The organism is Dyella sp., from assembly GCF_035503745.1.
Taxonomy (GTDB): domain Bacteria; phylum Pseudomonadota; class Gammaproteobacteria; order Xanthomonadales; family Rhodanobacteraceae; genus Dyella_B.
The window spans coordinates 162090-179742 of the sequence record NZ_DATJTC010000011.1; the positions used below are offsets into that span (position 1 = coordinate 162090).

Here is a 17653-nt window from a genome sequence, read left to right on the forward strand (position 1 = left end):
GGCGCGTGAAGTCTAGCTATCTGCGGGCCTGCAGATGTGATGGAACTGTGACGAAGATAACACTTGACTTGTAGGCATCCTTGCTACGACGTTATGCATCGAAAGGGGGGGGTGTGCCGGCGTCGCAAGCTAATACGCCAGTACGCAAGATTTCGGATAGCGTCGGGGATTCTCGTTTTTTTCGCCATGTGCCTGAGCGCGGCATAGCGTTTCCCGCGTGCGCATGCACGACACGGCAAGTCGTTTCAGGGGTAGGGGTCATGATTCATATTCGTTTCGTCCGCCACCGCGCGGCGTGCGCTGCAGTATGCGGCGCCTTCACTTCGATGTTTGGCATGCTGTTGCTGCTGGCGTTCATGACGCTGGCGAGCCTTTGGCCGCGCGAGGCGATGGCGTACACAACGCAGACCGGCTGCACCCTGACGATCACGTTCAACAACGGCCCGCTCAATACGGCGCAGCGCTACAACCTGACCGGAAATGCGTATTCGGGAACGGGGCAAGCAGCAGCGTGCAGTCCAAACGGCGATATTCAGGCGACGCCCGGCGCGACGGCCGTGGGGGGCGGTTCGGGCAATCCCGGTGACCAGATCGCCGGAGAGCACGGCACTTACACGCTCGAATACGACGACAATGGCAACGAGTGGATCTTGTATACGCCGACATCCGCCACGTCGAGCAGCTATAGCGAGTCGATTGCATTTTATGGCGATGACGGCGGATCGGTGGTCTACAACGACACCGCCAACGTCACCGTCAACATCGTCGCCACGGCTCCCGGCGCGCCCACCATAGGCACCGCGACGGCCGGCAACGCGCAAGCGTCGATAACCTTCACCGCACCATCCAGTGACGGGGGCTCTCCCATCACCGGCTATACCGCCACGTCCAGCCCGGGAGGATTTACCGGTACGTGTAGCGCATCGCCATGCACGGTCACCGGCCTGACGAATGGAACGGCCTACACGTTTACGGTCACCGCCACCAATGCCGTCGGCACAGGTAGCGCGTCGGCGGCGTCCAATTCCGTCACGCCATCGACGGTGCCCGGTGCACCGACCGGCGTTACCGCATCAGCCGGCGTGGCACAGGCCACGGTGACGTTCTCGGCGCCCGCCAGCAATGGCGGCTCGCCGATCACCGGTTACACGGTGACGTCCAGTCCGGCCGGCGGCACCGATTCCAACGCCGGCAGTACCGCGCTCACGCACACCATCACCGGATTGACCAACGGCACGGCGTATACCTTCACCGTGGTGGCGGCCAACGCGGATGGTAGCGGGCCGGCTTCCAGCGCATCGAACAGCGTCACGCCCAAGGCAACGCAAACCATTACCTTTACCAACCCGGGTACGCAGAACTTCGGCACGACACCGACGCTGACGGCCTCCGCCACGTCGGGCTTGACGGTCACGTTCAGCTCGACCACCACCGCGATATGTACCATTACCACCGGCGGCACGCTCACCTTCATCACGGCCGGCAGCTGCACGATCGATGCGGACCAGGCCGGCAACGGTACCTACAGCCAGGCGCCGACTGTCGCGCAGACGTTCGCTGTCGACGCGGTAGTGCCCGGCGCGCCCACCATCGGCACGGCCTCGGCAACGTCCGCGCAGGCATCGGTCAGCTTTACTGCGCCGGCATTCACCGGTGGCGCGTCGATTACCCAGTACACCGCCACCAGCAGCCCGGGCGGCTTGACGGGGACGTGCGCCAGCACGCCCTGCGTGGTGACCGGCCTGACCAATGGCACGGCTTACACCTTCAGCGTGACGGCCACCAATTCGGCCGGCACGGGTGCGCCATCGGCGGCGTCGAACAGCGTCACGCCGCAGGCAACGCAGACCATTACCTTCGCCAATCCGGGTACGCAGAATTTCGGCACCACGCCGACGCTGACGGCCACGGCCAGCTCCGGCCTGCCGGTAAGCTTCAGCTCGAATACGACGGCGGTGTGTACGATCACCACCGGCGGCACGCTTACTTTCATCACCGCAGGTAGTTGCAGCATCAATGCCGATCAGTCCGGCGACACCACTTATTCGGCTGCGCCGCAGGTGACCCAGGTCTTCACGGTCGCGGCAGTCGTGCCAGGCGCGCCTACCATCGGCGCAGTCACGTCGGCCAGCGGGCAGGCAACGGTCAACTTTACGCCGCCCGCTTTCACCGGCGGTGCGTCGATCACCCAGTACACCGCCACCAGCAGCCCGGGCGGCTTGACGGGGACGTGTGCCAGTTCGCCCTGCGTGGTGACCGGTCTTACCAATGGCACGGCGTACACCTTCACGGTAACCGCCACCAACTCGGCCGGCACCGGTGCGCCATCGGCCGCGTCGGGCAGCACGACACCGCAGACGTCGCAGACGATTACCTTCGCCAATCCAGGCGCGCAGAATTTCGGCACCACGCCGACGTTGACGGCCTCGGCCACCTCCGGCCTGACGGTGACCTTCACCTCCAGCACGACGGCCGTATGTACGATCACCACCGGCGGCACGCTTACGTTCCTCACCGCCGGCAGTTGCACCATCGATGCCAACCAGGCCGGCAATGCCACTTACTCGGCCGCGCCCCAGGTTAGCCAGACCTTCACCGTCAACGGGATCGTGCCGGGCGCACCGACCATCGGCGTAGCGACGGCGGGCGCTCAGCAAGCAACGGTGAGTTTCACCCCGCCTGCTTCGTCGGGCGGTTCGGCGATCACCGGCTACACCGCCACCAGCAGCCCCGGCGGATTAACCGGCACGTGTTCGGCCTCGCCGTGCACCGTCACCGGTCTTACCGACGGTACGGCCTATACCTTCACCGTCACGGCAACCAACGGCGTGGGCACCGGCGCCGCGTCCGCCGCATCGAACGCCGTAACGCCCAAAGGCGCGCAGACGATCAACTTCAGCAATCCCGGCACGGTGAATTTCGGCGCCACGCCGACATTGACCGCCAGCGCAACATCAGGATTGACGGTGACGTTCTCTTCGAGCACCACCGCAGTCTGCACCATCACCAGCGGTGGCGCGTTGACCACCGTGACGCCCGGATCGTGCACCATCAATGCCAATCAGGGCGGCAACGGTACTTACGCACCCGCGCCGCAAGTGAGCCAGACGTTCGCCATCGCGGGCGTGGCACCCGCTGCGCCGACCATCGGCACCGCGACGGCCAGCGATGCGCAAGCCTCGATAACCTTCACGCCGCCGACGGTTACCGGCGGCGACGCGATCACCGGTTACACCGCCACCAGCAATCCAGGCGGAATAACCGGTACCTGCGCCAGTTCGCCTTGTACGGTGACCGGACTCACCAACGGCACCGCCTATACCTTCACGGTGACGGCGACCAATGCGGCCGGCACCAGTGTGGCGTCGGCGGCCTCCAACAGCGTGACGCCCAAGGTGGCCGCTTCGATCACCAACTTCGCGGCCAACCCGGCGGCGCCGGTGTTCAAGCCGAGCGGCACGTTTGCCGTGTCGGCAACGGGCACGGGTTCGAGCAGCCCGATCGTGTTCGCCATCGCCGGCTCGTCCGGATCGGTATGTTCGATCCAGGGCAGCACCGTCACCACGTTGTCGGCCGGCGTCTGCAACGTCACCGCCAACCAGGCCGGCGACGGTAGCCATGTGGCCGCGCCGCAGGCGACGCTGCCCGTGACGATCACCAATCCGCCGCCGCCCACCACCGCCAACGTCAACGCCAGCACCAACTACAACACCGCCACGACGATCAACTTGAGCGGTGCGATCACCGGCATCGACGTGACGTCGGTGGCCATCGCCAAGGCGCCGCAGCACGGCACCGCGACCGTATCGGGCGAGAGCGTCACCTACACGCCTTCGTCCGCCTATTACGGCGGCACCGATACCTTTACCTACACCGCCACCAATCCGGGCGGCACGTCGTCGCCCGCGACGGTGACGATCACCGTGGTGTCCCTGGCGGCGCCGACGGCGGCCAGTCATTCGGTGACCACCACGGCCGGTGCGCCGGTGCTGATCCAGGCCACGCAGGGTGCCAGCGGACCGCAGCCCTACGTCAGCGTCGGTGTCGCCACGCAACCTGCGCACGGCACCGCCACGGCCAATGGCGAACAGATCACCTACACACCGGCGGCCGGCTTCGTCGGCACCGATACGTTCAACTACGTCGTGTCGAATAACTTCGGCGCCTCGCAACCGGCCAGCATCACGGTTACCGTGACCGCCGCGGGCAAAACCACCGGCTACACCAAGACGGTGATTACTTCGCCCGGTACGTCGGTATCGGTGAATCTGGGCAGCATCGCGCCGGGTACGTACAGCGGGTCGAGCGTGCTGGGCCTTTCGCCCGGCAACGCGGGCAATGTCTCGCTCAACCAGCCCACCGCGTTGACCTTTACGCCCAACGGCAGCTTCACCGGGCTGGTGCAGATTACGGCGGTGCTCACTTCCACCAGCGGCAGTCCGGTAACGGTCGATGTGCTGGTGCTGGTCACCAAGCAACCGGATCCGTCCAAGAATCCCGATGTGCTTGGACTGATCAATGCGCAAACCAACGAAGCGGAGATGTTCGCGCAGAGCCAGCTCGACAACATCCGCGGCCGACTGGAAAGCCTGCACGATGGCGGCGGTTCGCTGTTCAGCAACACCTTGTCCTTGAGCCTCGATGGCCGGCCGCTGAGCGGCGGCGGCGCCAATGCCATGCCCGGCCAGCCGCAACCTGGCCAGCCTCAAACAGGCAATGCATCAGAGTCCACGTCGTGGCCGCACGCCGCCGGCTTCATGCGTCCGGGCATGGGTGCAAGCGAAGCGCCGGATGGCACGCTGGCATCGCCCGACACGCCAACCAAGCAGGTCTCCACCCCCGGTTTCACCGGACCGCAGGGATTGGGCGTTTGGATTGGTGGTGCCGCGAACTTCGGCGCGTTTGATTCCTATCGCCAGGCTGCCGGTTTCGATTCCGACAACATCGCCGTTACAGCTGGCGTCGACCAGCGCATCGGCAAGGACAGCCTGTTCGGCCTGGCCCTCGGCTACAACCACGACAACAGCGAGATCTCCAACGATGGCACCCGCAGCGTCGCGCAAGGCTACAGCGCCGCGATGTACGGCAGCTTCGCGCCATCGGAGCACACCTATATCGACGGCGTGCTCGGCGGCGGCGGCTTGAGCTTCGATACGGCGCGCCGTGGCGAAAACGCTGGCGACGAGCTGCTGGGCCATCGCTACGGCGACCAATGGTTCGCATCGCTGACGGGCGGCTACGAATACAAATACCAGTCGTGGCTGCTGACGCCTTATGGCAGCATGCAATGGTCGCTGTCGCGCCTCAACAGCTACTCCGAAACCGGCGATGTTACCGAAGCGCTCACTTACGGCAGCGAACTCGTGCGCACCACGCAGGCCCTGCTGGGCTTGCGCGCGAGCACCCAATACAAGGAAGACTGGGGCCTGATCATTCCGCACGCGCGTCTGGAATTCGGGCACGAATTCCAGGGCGTCACCAGCACCACGCTGAGCTACGCACTGATTCCTTCGGCCGGATCATGGAACATCCTGTCCAACCCGTACAGCGCGAACGGCAACAGCGTGCAACTGGGCTTCGGTAGCGATCTGAAACTGCAGGGCAACTGGCTGATCACCACGGATTACGATTACCTGGTCCAGCCGCATTCGCATGATCAGATGATCAAGCTTGGGGTGAAGAAGCAGTTCTAGTTAATCGCCACCATGCAGTGTCGCGTATCCAGGGCGCGGTAATCGGAAGATTGCCGCGCCCTGGATTTATCCGCGTGCTGAAAAGCAGGTGGTTGGATGAATGCTCAGCGCAAATCGTGCCGCGACGGGCCCAGCAAGCCTGGCTGCCTGTTGCCAAGCAACCCCATCGGCACCACGGCTGTGACGAACGGGAAAAAGCGATAGGTCATCTCGGGGAAAAGTGCCAGGTGCATGGCGGCGAAGGCGATGGGAATGACGTAGACGGCGCTGGAAAGCCGCCATTGCGCCGCTGTTCGTCCGCGTCCGTGCATCAACAGAACTGCCATGGCCAATCCGCATAGAACCAAGAGTGGCTGGGTGGTGAGATCGTAAGCGATGAGAACGTACGGGCGCAGATAATCGATGAGGTCATGCGAAACAATCCGTTGCGCCGGATAGGCCGTCTTGTGGATCAAAGAGAAATTGAACAAGACCAGCCAGCCATCATTGCCGCTCGCCTTCATGACAATCCAGTAGAGCGCGCAAGAAACCGCCGCCGCCATGAGCGCGTATTTCCTTTTGCCGTAGATGAAGGCATGGGCGAAAATCAGCAGAGAAAGTAAAAGAAACTCGGTCCTGACCAGCGGCAAGATGGCCGCGACGACAAAAACCAGTACGCTTTGCCGTATCAGTGCATACACCGACAGCAGGGCAAAGAAGCACGCCATCGCATCGGGGGTCGACAGCCTGGCGACGTCGAGCAACCCGGAAAAGGCAACCACCAGCGGTAGCGCGGCGATCGGCGTGCCGGTTTCACGGCCGATCAGCGCCAGCCATACCACTGAAAGCGCTGCGAAAACGGCGCTTATGAGGTAAGTGGACTTGGCGTCATTGACGCCGGCGGCGTGCATCAGGCGGATCAACCCGACGTACAGCACTCGAATGCGATAAAACGGCAGCTGTTGCTGCAGCGAAACCGGATCGCGGTAGACGGTCCGGCGATAATCGTCTTGTTGAACCAATCGGTCGAACGTAGGCGCGCCGACCTCGCTTTTCACCATGCCGTACGCCGCTGTGTTGAGATCGGCGCCGCGATGACCATCGGCGCTGAGCGCAGCGGCGACATAGCCGATCATGTCCCAGTTGTAGTAAGGCTTCTTTACGCCGAGCGCCAGCACGCACAGCGCGACGATCGCCGTCAGGATCCACGCGCGCAAGCCCAGACCCGTTCGCGCAAGCGGTGTTGTGTTGATTTCCTCGGCGGTCGGTGGGCGCATGTGCGGTATCGAGGGGGCACTGCTGGTTAGTGCCCGCAAGCGCTATTCCGGTTGCGGCGGACTGGCATCTCCGTGGGGCGGGCAGGGCCATTGGAAGGCTGACGCCAAAAGGCGCGCGAAGACGGCAGCGAGAGAGATTCCCCCGCGGCACCGGCAGATACGCGGGGGAGCTTTTACGGCGTGGCCGTGGTCAGGCCATGCTTTTGGGCGAGCGCCTCAATATGCGGATTGATCGCGCGGGCCGCCGCCAGCTGTGCATTGCCCGCATCCGCCTGGCCGCTGCGAATTTCCGCCAGGCCAAGGCCGTAGTGCGACCAGGCCAGCAGTGGGTTTAATGCAAGCGCCTGCTGGTACGCCTTGATCGCGTCGGCGTAGCGCCCCAGCCGCAGCTGCACCATGCCCATGCTGTCCAGATAGGCCGGGTTTTTGCCGTCGCGGCGGATGGCTTTGCGGCAATCCTTCAAGGCGTCGTCGAGCATCTGATTGCTCAGGGCGCGTGCCCAGCAACGTTCGTTAAGTGCGTCGCCGAGCATGGCATCGTTCTGATGCAGCTTGATCCAGTCATCGAGCAGCGGCAGTGCCGCAGCAGGTTGTTGGAGTGCCACATAAAGCGTGGCGGTCGCGCGCGCTTGCGCCGACCCCGCGGCGACCAGCGGCGCCGCAGTCGCCACGTCTGCCGCCGCACCGGTGGAGTCCTTGCGCGCAAGGCGAAACTCGGCGCGTGCCAGCAGGGCATCGACGTTTTTCGGATCAAGGCTTATCGCTTTATCCAGATCGGCAAGTTCCGCGTCGGGCTGCTTGTCCGCTGCGTTCGCGCGCGCGCGGGCCAGGTAATAGGCGGCCTGATCGGGTGCCAGGCGAATCGCCTCATTCAAATCGGCCACGGCAGCCTTGGGCTCGCCGCGGGATAAATGCGCCTCGCCGGCCAGCGCGTAGTCGCTTGCGCTCTTGGGCGTGGTGCCTTTGCCACCGCTAGATGTGCCGGTGTCGGCGTTGCCGTTGTCGCTCGGCGCCGCGGCCAGGGTGAATACACGTCCGCCGTTGTAGCTGAAATAAACCTTGTGCTGTTCGTTGGCAATATACATGTGATGCGCAAGCATGAAATCCACGCCTAGCAGCATGTCGGTATCGCGGTCGCCGAAGTCGCCGTCGAGCACCTGCATCTGGCTGTGATGAACGGTTTCCGTGCCGATGGAAAAAGAGTCGATATTGACCGTCCATGTCTTGACCGTTTTGGCGCCGAAGCCGCTACTGGTGATGCTGGCCTTGGCGTCGGGCCCGTTGAGGTCGATGCCGATGCGCTCGGCTGCGTCGCGGCTGAGCATGGTCGCATAGGCACCCGAATCCAGTACGGCCTGCAGCTTCTTGCCGTTGATCACGACCTCAAGGATGGTGCGCCGGTCGGCGGCATCGCCCAAGGGCTGGATGTCGGCGACGTTGTAGTTGCCGTCCTTGGCCCAATACGCCAGCGGCGCGTCGCCGCAGCCTTCGGTTCCAAATAAGGTCAGTTTGCCTTGCGCCAGATCCACTTCCAGGTCCAGCGCATCGAGCAGGTTGGCGCCGAGCAGGCCATAGCCCGCGTCGGAACCGCCAACCATGAATTCGACGTTGTTGAACGTGGTGCCAAGGATGCCGAAGTCCTTCACGCGCGTATATTGGGCGTCCGAAGAGCCGCCGATGCCGCTGATGCGGAACCAGTCGGGAAGAGGCCGCAGGCGCAGCCCCAGCGACGCTGCGGTGGCCTTGGACATGATGTTGAAGAACGCTCCGGTATCGAGCATGAAGCGTGTGTCGGTTCCGTTGATCTTGATCATGGTGGTGGGCTGGCCGCCGATCATGTCCACCGGCAGCGTGCCGTATTTTTTCAGATGGCACGTCCCGGCCCAGACCTGACCGGCGAGCAGCATGCAGATACCCAGGCCGCAAAGGCGCAGCATTTTCGTCGTCATCAACATCCCCTGTTGGCTTGGCCGTAAATATATCCAGCTTTTCATGTGGTCCGATAGCCATGCAGGGGGTGCGGTCGCGCAGCCGCCATTGATCCTCAATTGCACTGGGAATTGTGGTAAATGGCCGATGGGTGAGCCGGCGAAGGCAGCTTCGCCGGTTTATCGGCCATGTGGCATCGGTTCAATGCAGGCAGCGCAAGAAGTCCGTTTCGTTGCGCGGCCGGCCGAGCAGGTAGCCCTGCACCAACGGACAACCGACTTCGCGCAGCACGGACAGCTCGGCTTTTTCCTCCACGCCTTCGACGATCACCGCAAGGCCCAGCGATTTGGCCATGCTGATCAGCGATTCGAGCAGGCTGCGCATATTGGCGTCGTGATCCACGCCACGCACGAAGCTGCGGTCGATCTTCATCGTGTCGCAGGGCAGCTGGCTGACATGGCTCAGCGAAGAGAAGCCGGTGCCGAAATCGTCCAGCGCCACGTGAATGCCCAGGTCGCGCAACTCATGCAGTGCGGCGGCGCAGGCGGGCATGTCTGGCACGTGCACGCGTTCGGTCAGTTCCACCGCAAGATGCCTGCGCAAGGACATGGGCAAGTCGTGGGTGAAGATCTCGGTCAGCCGCCCCGAGGCGAGGGTACGCGCGGTTACGTTTACGTGCAGGCGGAACGCCGGCGGAAGCTCGCCGTTCCACGCCGCCAGGCTGGCGACGGCGCGTTCGGCGACCCAGGCGTCGAGACGGTTCATCAGTGGCGTGTGCTCAACGGCGTCCAGGAATTCGCCGGGTGCGAGCAGGCCGCGCTCGGGATGGTTCCAGCGCAGCAGCGCCTCGGCGCCGACCGGGCATAGATCGCCTTCGACCGCGAAAATGGGCTGGAAGTAGAGTTCCAGTTCGCCGTTATCCAGTCCTTGTTCCAGTTGCTGATGGATCGCCAGCGAAGCACGCGTGCGCGTACGCAGCGAAGGATCGGCCAGGATCACGCGCTCGTCGCCGAGCGGATCGATACGGGCCGCCTCGCTCATCGCCAGACGCAGCAATTCGGCCGCCTCCACCGACGCGCCGTCGTTGGCCGGCCACACGGCGATAGCGGCGGTGAGTGCGCGCACCGAGCCGAGTACACGCGAAGACTCGCGCGCCGTCATGCCAAGCGTCGCCTGCACTTCCAGCACCATTTGCTGGCCGGGCCGTGTCTCGGGAATCAGCCAGCCCAGCATGTCCTCGGCGATGCGCGCCACGGTATCCACGCGCTCCCAGCGCGATTGCACGTAGGCCGCCAAGCGGCGTAGCGATGCGGCCGCTTCGCCTTCATCCGTACCGAGCGCGATGCTAGCGTGGTTGCTGCATGCCACCGCCACCAGGGCGAGCGGGCGGTTCGATGCCATCAGGCGTTCGGTGCGCTCGATCAAGGCGGCACGATTGGGCAACTCGGTTTCGGCGTCGAAGCGGGACAGGAACGCGCGTTCGATTGCACGCAGGCGGCGCCGCTCCAGCACGGAAGCGATACGCGCCTGCAGCATCGGCATCAACACCGGCTTGGCCAGGTAATCTTCGGCACCCAGTTCGATGCAGCGGGCGGCCAGGTCCATTTTGTCGTTGGCCGAAATCATGATGACGGCCACGTCGCGCAAGCGTTCGTCCTCGCGCATCGCGCACAGGACGGCCAGTCCGTCGGTGCCGGGCATCATCACGTCCAGCAGCATCACGTCCGGCAGTTGCCGGTGCACCTCGGCCAGCGCGGCGGCGCCGTCGCGAGCTTCGGCCAGATTCAAAAAGCCCAGTTGCCGCAATCGGCGGCGCAACATGAAGCGGCTGCTTTCGTCGTCGTCGACGATAAGGATGCGGGCGTCCTGGCTCACGAGGCATGGTCCTCTGGGTTATGGCTATGTGTTACGCGTTGCAGGGCATCGAGCAGCGCCTGCAGCTCGATCGGCTTGGGCACGAAGGCATTGGCGCCCGCCTCCATTGCCTGCAGGATGTCGTGCTCCATCACGTGCGCGGAGAGCACGATCACCGGTATGTCGAGGGTGTGCGGGTTGTTGCGCAGGCGCTTGAGCACTTCCAGGCCGTTGATGCCGGGCAGGTTGATGTCCAGCAAAACAGCGTCGGGGCGCTTCCACAGCGCGGCGATCAGCGCCTTTTCGCCATCCTCGACGTGGCGCACCTGAATGCCGTGGCGCGCCAGGCGGCGAGTGAGCATGAAGGCGTTGTCGTCGTCGTCCTCGACGTACAGCACGTTGTTCATGTCGTTTCCTCGATCGCGGGAAGGTGTAACTGATCGAGCAGGTGATGCACGTGTCGCACCACGTCCACGAGGCTGCCATCGCCCTTGCGCACCAACAGCACGGCGCGCTCGTACAGGCTGCGATTCATCTCCGGGGTGACGTCCGCCGCCGTTACCAACATGATGGGCACCAGTGCGAGCATCTCCTCGGCGCGCATGGCTTCGATCACCGCCAAGCCATCCAGGCCGGGCATTACCAGATCCAGCAGCACCAGGTCGGGAACATGCTCGCGCATGAGGCCCAGGGCGCGCTGTCCGTTGGCGGCGGTCTCCACGTGATAACCCTCTTCACGCAACGTGCCGGCGACTTTGTCGCGATAAAAATCGTCATCGTCCACCACCAGCAGCCGGCCGCGCTTGGCGCTGCCGACGAAACGCTGCACCAGGCGGCTGAGATGATCGCGGTCGAACGGCTTGACCAGGTGCTCGATCACGCCCAGTACGCCGGTGCGCTGCTCCGGATCGGTGACCGTGCAAAGGATCACGGGCAGTTCGGCGTGATCGGGGTCTGCGCGCAGCGCGGCGAGCACGTCCCAGCCGCTCATGTCGCCGAGCATGATGTCCAGCACCATCACCGCCGGCCGCAGCGAGCGCGTCAGTGCCAGCGCCTCACGTCCGGAGGCGGCGCTCACCACGTTGATGCCGTTGCGCTTGAGTGCATTGCGTACCAGCTCGCAGGCGTCGGCATCGTCGTCCACCACCAGCACCACCGGCCGGCGCCGGCGTGCGAAGTTGGCGTCCGCGCCGGGCTGCGGTGCGGGGGGCTCGAAGCCGTCGATGTCGCCCACCGGCAGCGACACGGTAAACACGCTGCCGCAATGGATGTCGCTGGTCGCTTCGATCCGGCCGCCCATCAGGGCGACCAATTGCCGCGAGATGGAAAGGCCGAGCCCCGAGCCGCCGAAGCGGCGGGCAATGGAGCGGTCGGCCTGTTCAAAGGGTTCGAACACGCGTTGCAGTTGTTCGGGCGTCATGCCGATGCCGGTGTCCGACACGGTGATCTGCAGATGGTCGTCCAGGCTCGACAGCGCCACTTTCACCTCGCCGTTGCGGGTGAACTTGATCGCGTTGCCGATCAGGTTGAGCATCACCTGCCGCAGGCGCATCACATCGACGCAGGCCAGGCCGACGTCGGGGGCCACCTCCAGCAGCAGTTTGTTGGTGTTGGCGCTGGCCAGGGGCTGCATCGAGTTGATCACGCTCTCCACCAGCGTATCCACGCGGGCGACTTCGGCGTGCAGTTCGATGCGCCCGGATTCGATGCGCGAGATATCCAGCACGTCGTTGATCAGCGACAGCAAATGCCGGCCGGCGTTGACCACGCGCTGCATGACCTCGGCGGTTTCGTTGTCTTCCCGATCGTAGGCCTGTTCCAGCGTCAGCTCGCTCAGGCCGATGATGCTGTTGAGCGGCGTGCGCAGCTCATGGCTCATGTTGGCCAGGAACAGCGACTTGGCCCGATTGGCGGCCTCGGCCTCCAGCTTGGCCATGCGCAGCACCTGCTCCATATGGATGCGCTGGGTGATGTCCATGGAGATCACGCCGATGCCGGCCACTTCGCCGCTTGCGTCGGTGACCGGAAAGCGACGGGTGAGCAGGGTGTAGGAACCTCCGAGGTATTCGAGCTGTTCCTCGTAGGCGGTGACGCTGCGTCCGGCGATCACTTCGTGGTCGTGCTCGTGCACCAGCGCGGCGCTTTCGGCCGAGGCGACCTTGTCGATGCTCTTGCCGATCAATTCGCTGGCGGGACGGCCCATCAGCTTGGCGGCAGTCTCATTGATGCGCACGATGCGGCCGTTGGCATCCTTCACCTTCATCGCCATGCTCGAGTGGCGGAAAATATCTTCCATGAGCCGTGCATTGGCCTGCATCTCGTCGTGGATGACGCGGTAGCCGATGCGCAGGCGGGTCAGCAATCCGGCCAGGATCAGTAGCGGTGCGATCGACAGCAGCAGGAACAAGACGTAGCTGCGACTGAGCAGGATGTCGGTGACGCTGGGGGTTTTCGTCAGCGTGATGATGCGCAGCTGCGGGGCACCGGCTCCGGCACCGCGATTGAGGTCGATGGTGTCGAACGCCACGTTGCCGAAACTGCCGTGCCGTTGCCCGCGTGGCGCCGATTGCATGACGGTCCATATGGCGGGCAAGTCGCTGCCTACGCTGGCCTGCGCCGCATCCGGCATCATGAAACGCCATTCGCGACTGGGATCGGGGCCGATCAGCCAGTTGCCGTCGCGGTCGACCAGCCACATCGATCCCTGCGCGAGCCTGGCATCATCGGCGAACCGGGCCAGTAGCTGGTTGCCGTCGAGATTGATCACGATCATGCCCACGCGGGTGCCGTCGTCGGCGAACACGGGCATCCCTACGCGCAAGGTGCTCTCGTAGGGTTTCTCGACCGCGCCATGCTCGATGTTGAGATCGAGCGGCGATACGTAAAATACGCCGCTACCGAGTTTGGCGGTAGCCGTGACATAAGGGCGCGACGATTTGTCCTGCAGTTCCGGCACCGGAACGACGCGCACGCCGTTGGCGGTGCGGTTGATCCGCAATACTTCCATGCCGCGGTTGTCGATCAGCCTCACTTGCGCGTAATCGCCGCGCGTGGCGGCCAGCGTGGCGAACAAGCGCTCCGTCACCTCGCGCGACGCGGGCGTCGGTGCGGACAGGAACTGGCGCACGGCGGGGATCGCGGCGAGCAGCTTTGCGTCGCCTTTGGTCGTATCGATGTTCGCTCGCAGCGTGTTGCCGGCGACGGTGATCGCATTGGCGTTCACCTGGTCGACGCGATGCGCGGCGAAGCGCTGCTCGATTACGGCGACGGCAACCTGCACCAGCGCGCCCAGTGCGAAAAGAACGAAAAACGTTCCCAGGAATCTAGCCAGGTCCCCGGCCAGAACAAGTCGCTTCATACGCTTGCCCCCTTATTGCCCGCGTAGCTCGCTTCCGATGGATGCGGGTGCGAGCAAGTATTGCATTGCTGTGTCGGGCATGTCAGCCAGCGAAGACACATCGGTGTCGCAAAGTTTTGCTGCATAGGCTCGATGGCGTTGACGCAGTCTTCACAAAACGTGTGAAGCGCGCGCCGATGTGCCCGCCCATTTGCCGCATCGGTTAGGGGACTCGATGCGATGGGTGGTACACGTAAAGCCGATGCGGAATGCTTTGCCGACATGTGCGTACTCAATGCCGCGCTTCGTCGTGGGCGCGGATTCGCCGGTCAGGTTAATCGCAGCCATGTGGAGGCGGAGTCAGTCGGCGTTCGGCGCGGAGGCTGCCGTACACCCTGATGTGCCGAGGCAGCTGATTACCTCACAGGTAATTGGCGCGCCGCGCCCAGGTGAATAGTGTGCGTATACCGGCACGGATATCGATGTAGACGCCGATGCCGAATTTGATGCGCCCATCCCCATTCACTGAGGGCAATACCATGTCAACGTTCCCCATTCACACGATCGAATCGTCCCCCGAACTATCCAGGCCGTCGCTGGAAGCCTTGCAGCGTTCATTCGGCATGATCCCCAACATCGCGCGCGCCATGGCCACCTCGCCCGTGCTGATCGGCAGCCTGGTCGGGCTGTTTGGCAAGGTGCACGGTGGCAGCTTTTCCGAGCGTCAGGTGCAGGTTCTGTTATTGACCAACGCCGTCACGAATGCATGCGACTGGGCGGTGGCATTCCATTCGTTCCTGGCCGTGCAGGAAGGCGTTGCCGAGACCGACGTCGAAGCCATCCGCGCGCGCCGCCTTCCGCAGGATGCGAAAGACGCCGCACTGTCCAACGTGGCGCGCACCCTGATCGAAAAGCGCGGACGCCTGAGCGAGCAGGATGCGTCGGCGTTTCTCGGCGCCGGCTTTGGCAAGGATCATCTGCTGGAGGTGATTGCCGTTGTCGCGGCGTCCACGATCACCAACTACACCGGCAATGTCACCGAGCCGCCGCTGGAAGAAGCGTTGCTGGCCTATCGCTGGCGCGCGGCCTAGGTTCGATACGTTGGTGAGTCGTCGCCGGGAGGCCGCTGGAGTGCGCGGCCTCCCGGCGCGGATTTCGTCGCGGCGTCTGATCGAGCGCTCGCCCATACGTTAGTCTGGCCGCATGCATGTGCCTGGGAGCATCTCATGACTACCACTCACACCCTTCAGAAACATGCCGTCGGTGACCTGGGGCAACTGTTGCGCCACTGGCGGGACGTGCGTGGCATCAGCCAGCTCAACCTCGCGCTCGACGCCGGCATGTCGCAGCGGCATTTGAGTTTTGTCGAAAGCGGCCGAAGCACGCCCAGCCGCCAGGTGTTGACCAGCATCGCGCAAGCCCTGGATGTTCCGTTGCGCGAGCGCAACGCTATCTTTCTCGCCGCCGGCTACGCACCACTGTATTCCGAAGCGTCGTGGGATGCGCAGGAGATGCAAGGCATCAAGCGCGCGCTCGACCGCATGCTGTGCCAGCACGATCCGTTTCCCGCGATCGTGATGGACCGCTACTGGAATGTGCTGGCCGCCAATGCATCGTCCCCGCGTTTTTTCGGATGGTTTATCGACATGGCGGCGCGCAAAGGTCCGCGCAACATGCTGCATCTCATCTTCGATCCGGATGGCATGCGGCCGTTCGTGGCGGAGTGGGAAACAGTCGCCCAAAGCTTGATCCAGCGCATCCGCCGCGAAGCGGTAGGACACGTATTGGACGAGGGCACACGCCACCTGCTCGACGCCCTGTTCGCGTATCCCGGCGTCGATGCTGCGTGGCGTCTGCAGGGCGCCGCCGGGCCGGCGCCGAACTTGCCGATGATCCCCTTGGGGTTTCGCAAGGGCGACAAGGTGCTGCGCTATTTTTCGATGGTGACCACGGTGGGGGCGCCACAAAGCGTGGCCGCGCAGGAGCTGCGCATCGAGTCATTGTTTCCCGCCGACGAGGAAACCGAGCGGGCTCACGAGGCATGGATGTCGGCAAGTCACGCGCCGGCGCAGCCCGAAGGCGGGCGCGGGGGCCGCTAAGCCAGCCGCGCATGCACCCATCGTGAAGATGAAAGGATGGCTGGCGTTGCCGTTTGCTACTCGCGCGCCGCCAGCGCGCGATTGACGCGCAGCGCAATCAGCGTGCAGGCCACGCCCGAGAGCAGGTACACGCTCACCGCCACCAGCCCGAATCGCGAAGACAAGCCCAGCGCCACCAGCGGTGCGAACGCGGCGCCGATCAGCCAGGCGAAATCGCTGGTGAGTGCGGCGCCGGTATAGCGCAGGTGAATTTCGAAGTTGGAGGTGACGCTGCCCGCCGCCTGCCCGTACGAAAGCCCCAGCAGGGCGAAGCCCACCACGATGAAGGTATCCTGCGCCGCTTCGCCGCCGCCGAGCAACCGGGGCGCGAACAGCGCGAAAATGCCGATCAGGATGGCGGCGGTGCCCAGCGTCGTGCGCCGCCCGATGCGGTCGGCGATGATGCCCGAGGCGATGATGCCCAGGATGCCCGCGGCGGCGCCGACGATCTGCACGGCCAGCACCGAGTTCACCGATTGCACGTTGCCCAGGCTGATCCAGGAGATCGGGAAGATCGAAACCAGATGGAACAGCGCGTAGCTTGCCAGCGCGGCGAACGCGCCTACGAAAATGTTGTAGCCCTGCCGGCGCAGCATGTCGATGATGCCGATCGGTTCGAGTGCGCGTTCTTCCATCGCGCGGGTGTATTCCTCCGTCACCACCAGCCGCAGGCGCGCGAACAGCGCCACCACGTTGATGGCGAAGGCAACGAAGAACGGATAGCGCCAGCCCCATTCCAGGAAGTCCTCGCTGGACAGCTGCCCGTGCAGGTAAAGAAACAGGGCGCAGGCGATCATGAAGCCGATCGGCGCGCTCAGCTGCCCGAGCATCGCATACCAGCCGCGACGCTCAGGCGGCGTGTTCAGTGCCAGCAGCGAGGGCAGGCCATCCCACGAGCCGCCCAGCGCGATGCCCTGCATGAGCCGGAAAAACGCCAGCAGGCCGATCGACCAACTGCCGATGGTGATGTAGTTGGGCAGAAAGGCCATGCCCGCAGTGGAGCTGCCGAGCAGGAAAAGCGCGATGGTCAGTTTGGTGCCGCGGCTCCAGCGCCGCTGGAACGACATGAAGATGGTGGTGCCGATCGGACGCGCGATGAAGGCCAGCGGGAAGATCGCGAAGGAAAGCAGGATGCCGTCAAGCTTGGACTCGAACGGAAAAAAGACCTGCGGAAACACCAGCACGCAGGCGATGCCGAACACGAAGAAATCGAAGTATTCCGACGTTCTGCCGATCACCACGCCGATGGCGATCTCGCCCGGCGCCACCTTGGCATGGGCATGGATGCGGCTGAGCTCGTCAGCGGTATAGCCGGCCGGTTCGCGCTGTTCCTGAAACGTACTTGACATCGTCGTTGCTCGGAAGAGGGTGTGTGCGCCGGATACAGCATGGCACCATCACTGCGGCAACGCCACACCCCCATTCGGGGCAATTGCGTGATGGCAG

Annotated in this window: 9 protein-coding genes; 3 read left to right on the forward strand and 6 right to left on the reverse strand. The window is 64.0% G+C overall.

The window, feature by feature from the left end; genetic code table 11:
* The first annotated feature begins 335 nt into the window (after positions 1 to 335).
* Positions 336 to 5693: a fibronectin type III domain-containing protein gene (locus tag VME63_RS04650; protein WP_325430741.1), complete on the forward strand. Its 5358-nt coding sequence runs from the start codon at positions 336 to 338 to the stop codon at positions 5691 to 5693.
* 104 nt (positions 5694 to 5797) lie between these two features.
* Here the strand turns inward: VME63_RS04650 and VME63_RS04655 are convergent, their stop codons facing one another.
* The 5 genes from VME63_RS04655 to VME63_RS04675 all read right to left on the reverse strand — a co-directional run bounded on the left by VME63_RS04655 (position 5798) and on the right by VME63_RS04675 (position 14090).
* Complete coding sequence (locus VME63_RS04655) at positions 5798 to 6850, reverse strand: hypothetical protein (protein ID WP_325430743.1); 1053 nt, start codon at positions 6848 to 6850, stop codon at positions 5798 to 5800.
* Between the two features lie 272 nt (positions 6851 to 7122).
* The gene (locus tag VME63_RS04660) at positions 7123 to 8898 is read right to left on the reverse strand and encodes an aspartyl protease family protein (protein ID WP_325430745.1); all 1776 of its coding nucleotides are present in this window, start codon (positions 8896 to 8898) and stop codon (positions 7123 to 7125) included.
* Between the two features lie 181 nt (positions 8899 to 9079).
* A complete protein-coding gene (locus VME63_RS04665; protein WP_325430747.1) occupies positions 9080 to 10753 on the reverse strand; it encodes an EAL domain-containing protein in 1674 nt (557 codons plus the stop codon).
* Positions 10750 to 11139 (reverse strand): response regulator, encoded by a 390-nt coding sequence (locus tag VME63_RS04670; RefSeq protein ID WP_325430749.1) that lies wholly within the window; start codon positions 11137 to 11139, stop codon positions 10750 to 10752. Before VME63_RS04670 ends, VME63_RS04665 begins: the two co-directional genes overlap by 4 nt.
* The gene (locus tag VME63_RS04675; RefSeq protein ID WP_325430751.1) at positions 11136 to 14090 is read right to left on the reverse strand and encodes a response regulator; all 2955 of its coding nucleotides are present in this window, start codon (positions 14088 to 14090) and stop codon (positions 11136 to 11138) included. Before VME63_RS04675 ends, VME63_RS04670 begins: the two co-directional genes overlap by 4 nt.
* Positions 14091 to 14608: 518 nt before the next feature.
* Here VME63_RS04675 and VME63_RS04680 point away from each other — a divergent pair.
* Positions 14609 to 15160, forward strand: a complete 552-nt coding sequence (locus VME63_RS04680) for a hypothetical protein (RefSeq protein ID WP_325430753.1) — start codon at positions 14609 to 14611, stop codon at positions 15158 to 15160.
* A 135-nt stretch (positions 15161 to 15295) separates the two neighbouring features.
* Positions 15296 to 16168, forward strand: a complete 873-nt coding sequence (locus VME63_RS04685; protein WP_325430755.1) for a helix-turn-helix transcriptional regulator — start codon at positions 15296 to 15298, stop codon at positions 16166 to 16168.
* Between the two features lie 56 nt (positions 16169 to 16224).
* Here VME63_RS04685 and VME63_RS04690 read toward each other — a convergent pair whose 3' ends face one another.
* Positions 16225 to 17556: an MFS transporter gene (locus VME63_RS04690; RefSeq protein WP_325430758.1), complete on the reverse strand. Its 1332-nt coding sequence runs from the start codon at positions 17554 to 17556 to the stop codon at positions 16225 to 16227.
* Between the last annotated feature and the right edge of the window lie 97 nt (positions 17557 to 17653).

What these genes read in the sequence shown, in the direction of transcription:
- VME63_RS04650 (WP_325430741.1), top strand. Translation starts at nt 336, where the DNA reads ATGCTGTTGCTGCTGGCGTTCATGACGCTGGCGAGCCTTTGGCCGCGC.
- VME63_RS04660 (WP_325430745.1), bottom strand. Translation starts at nt 8,898, where the DNA reads ATGACGACGAAAATGCTGCGCCTTTGCGGCCTGGGTATCTGCATGCTG.
- VME63_RS04670 (WP_325430749.1), bottom strand. Translation starts at nt 11,139, where the DNA reads ATGAACAACGTGCTGTACGTCGAGGACGACGACGACAACGCCTTCATG.
- VME63_RS04675 (WP_325430751.1), bottom strand. Translation starts at nt 14,090, where the DNA reads ATGAAGCGACTTGTTCTGGCCGGGGACCTGGCTAGATTCCTGGGAACG.
- VME63_RS04680 (WP_325430753.1), top strand. Translation starts at nt 14,609, where the DNA reads ATGTCAACGTTCCCCATTCACACGATCGAATCGTCCCCCGAACTATCC.
- VME63_RS04685 (WP_325430755.1), top strand. Translation starts at nt 15,296, where the DNA reads ATGACTACCACTCACACCCTTCAGAAACATGCCGTCGGTGACCTGGGG.
- VME63_RS04690 (WP_325430758.1), bottom strand. Translation starts at nt 17,556, where the DNA reads ATGTCAAGTACGTTTCAGGAACAGCGCGAACCGGCCGGCTATACCGCT.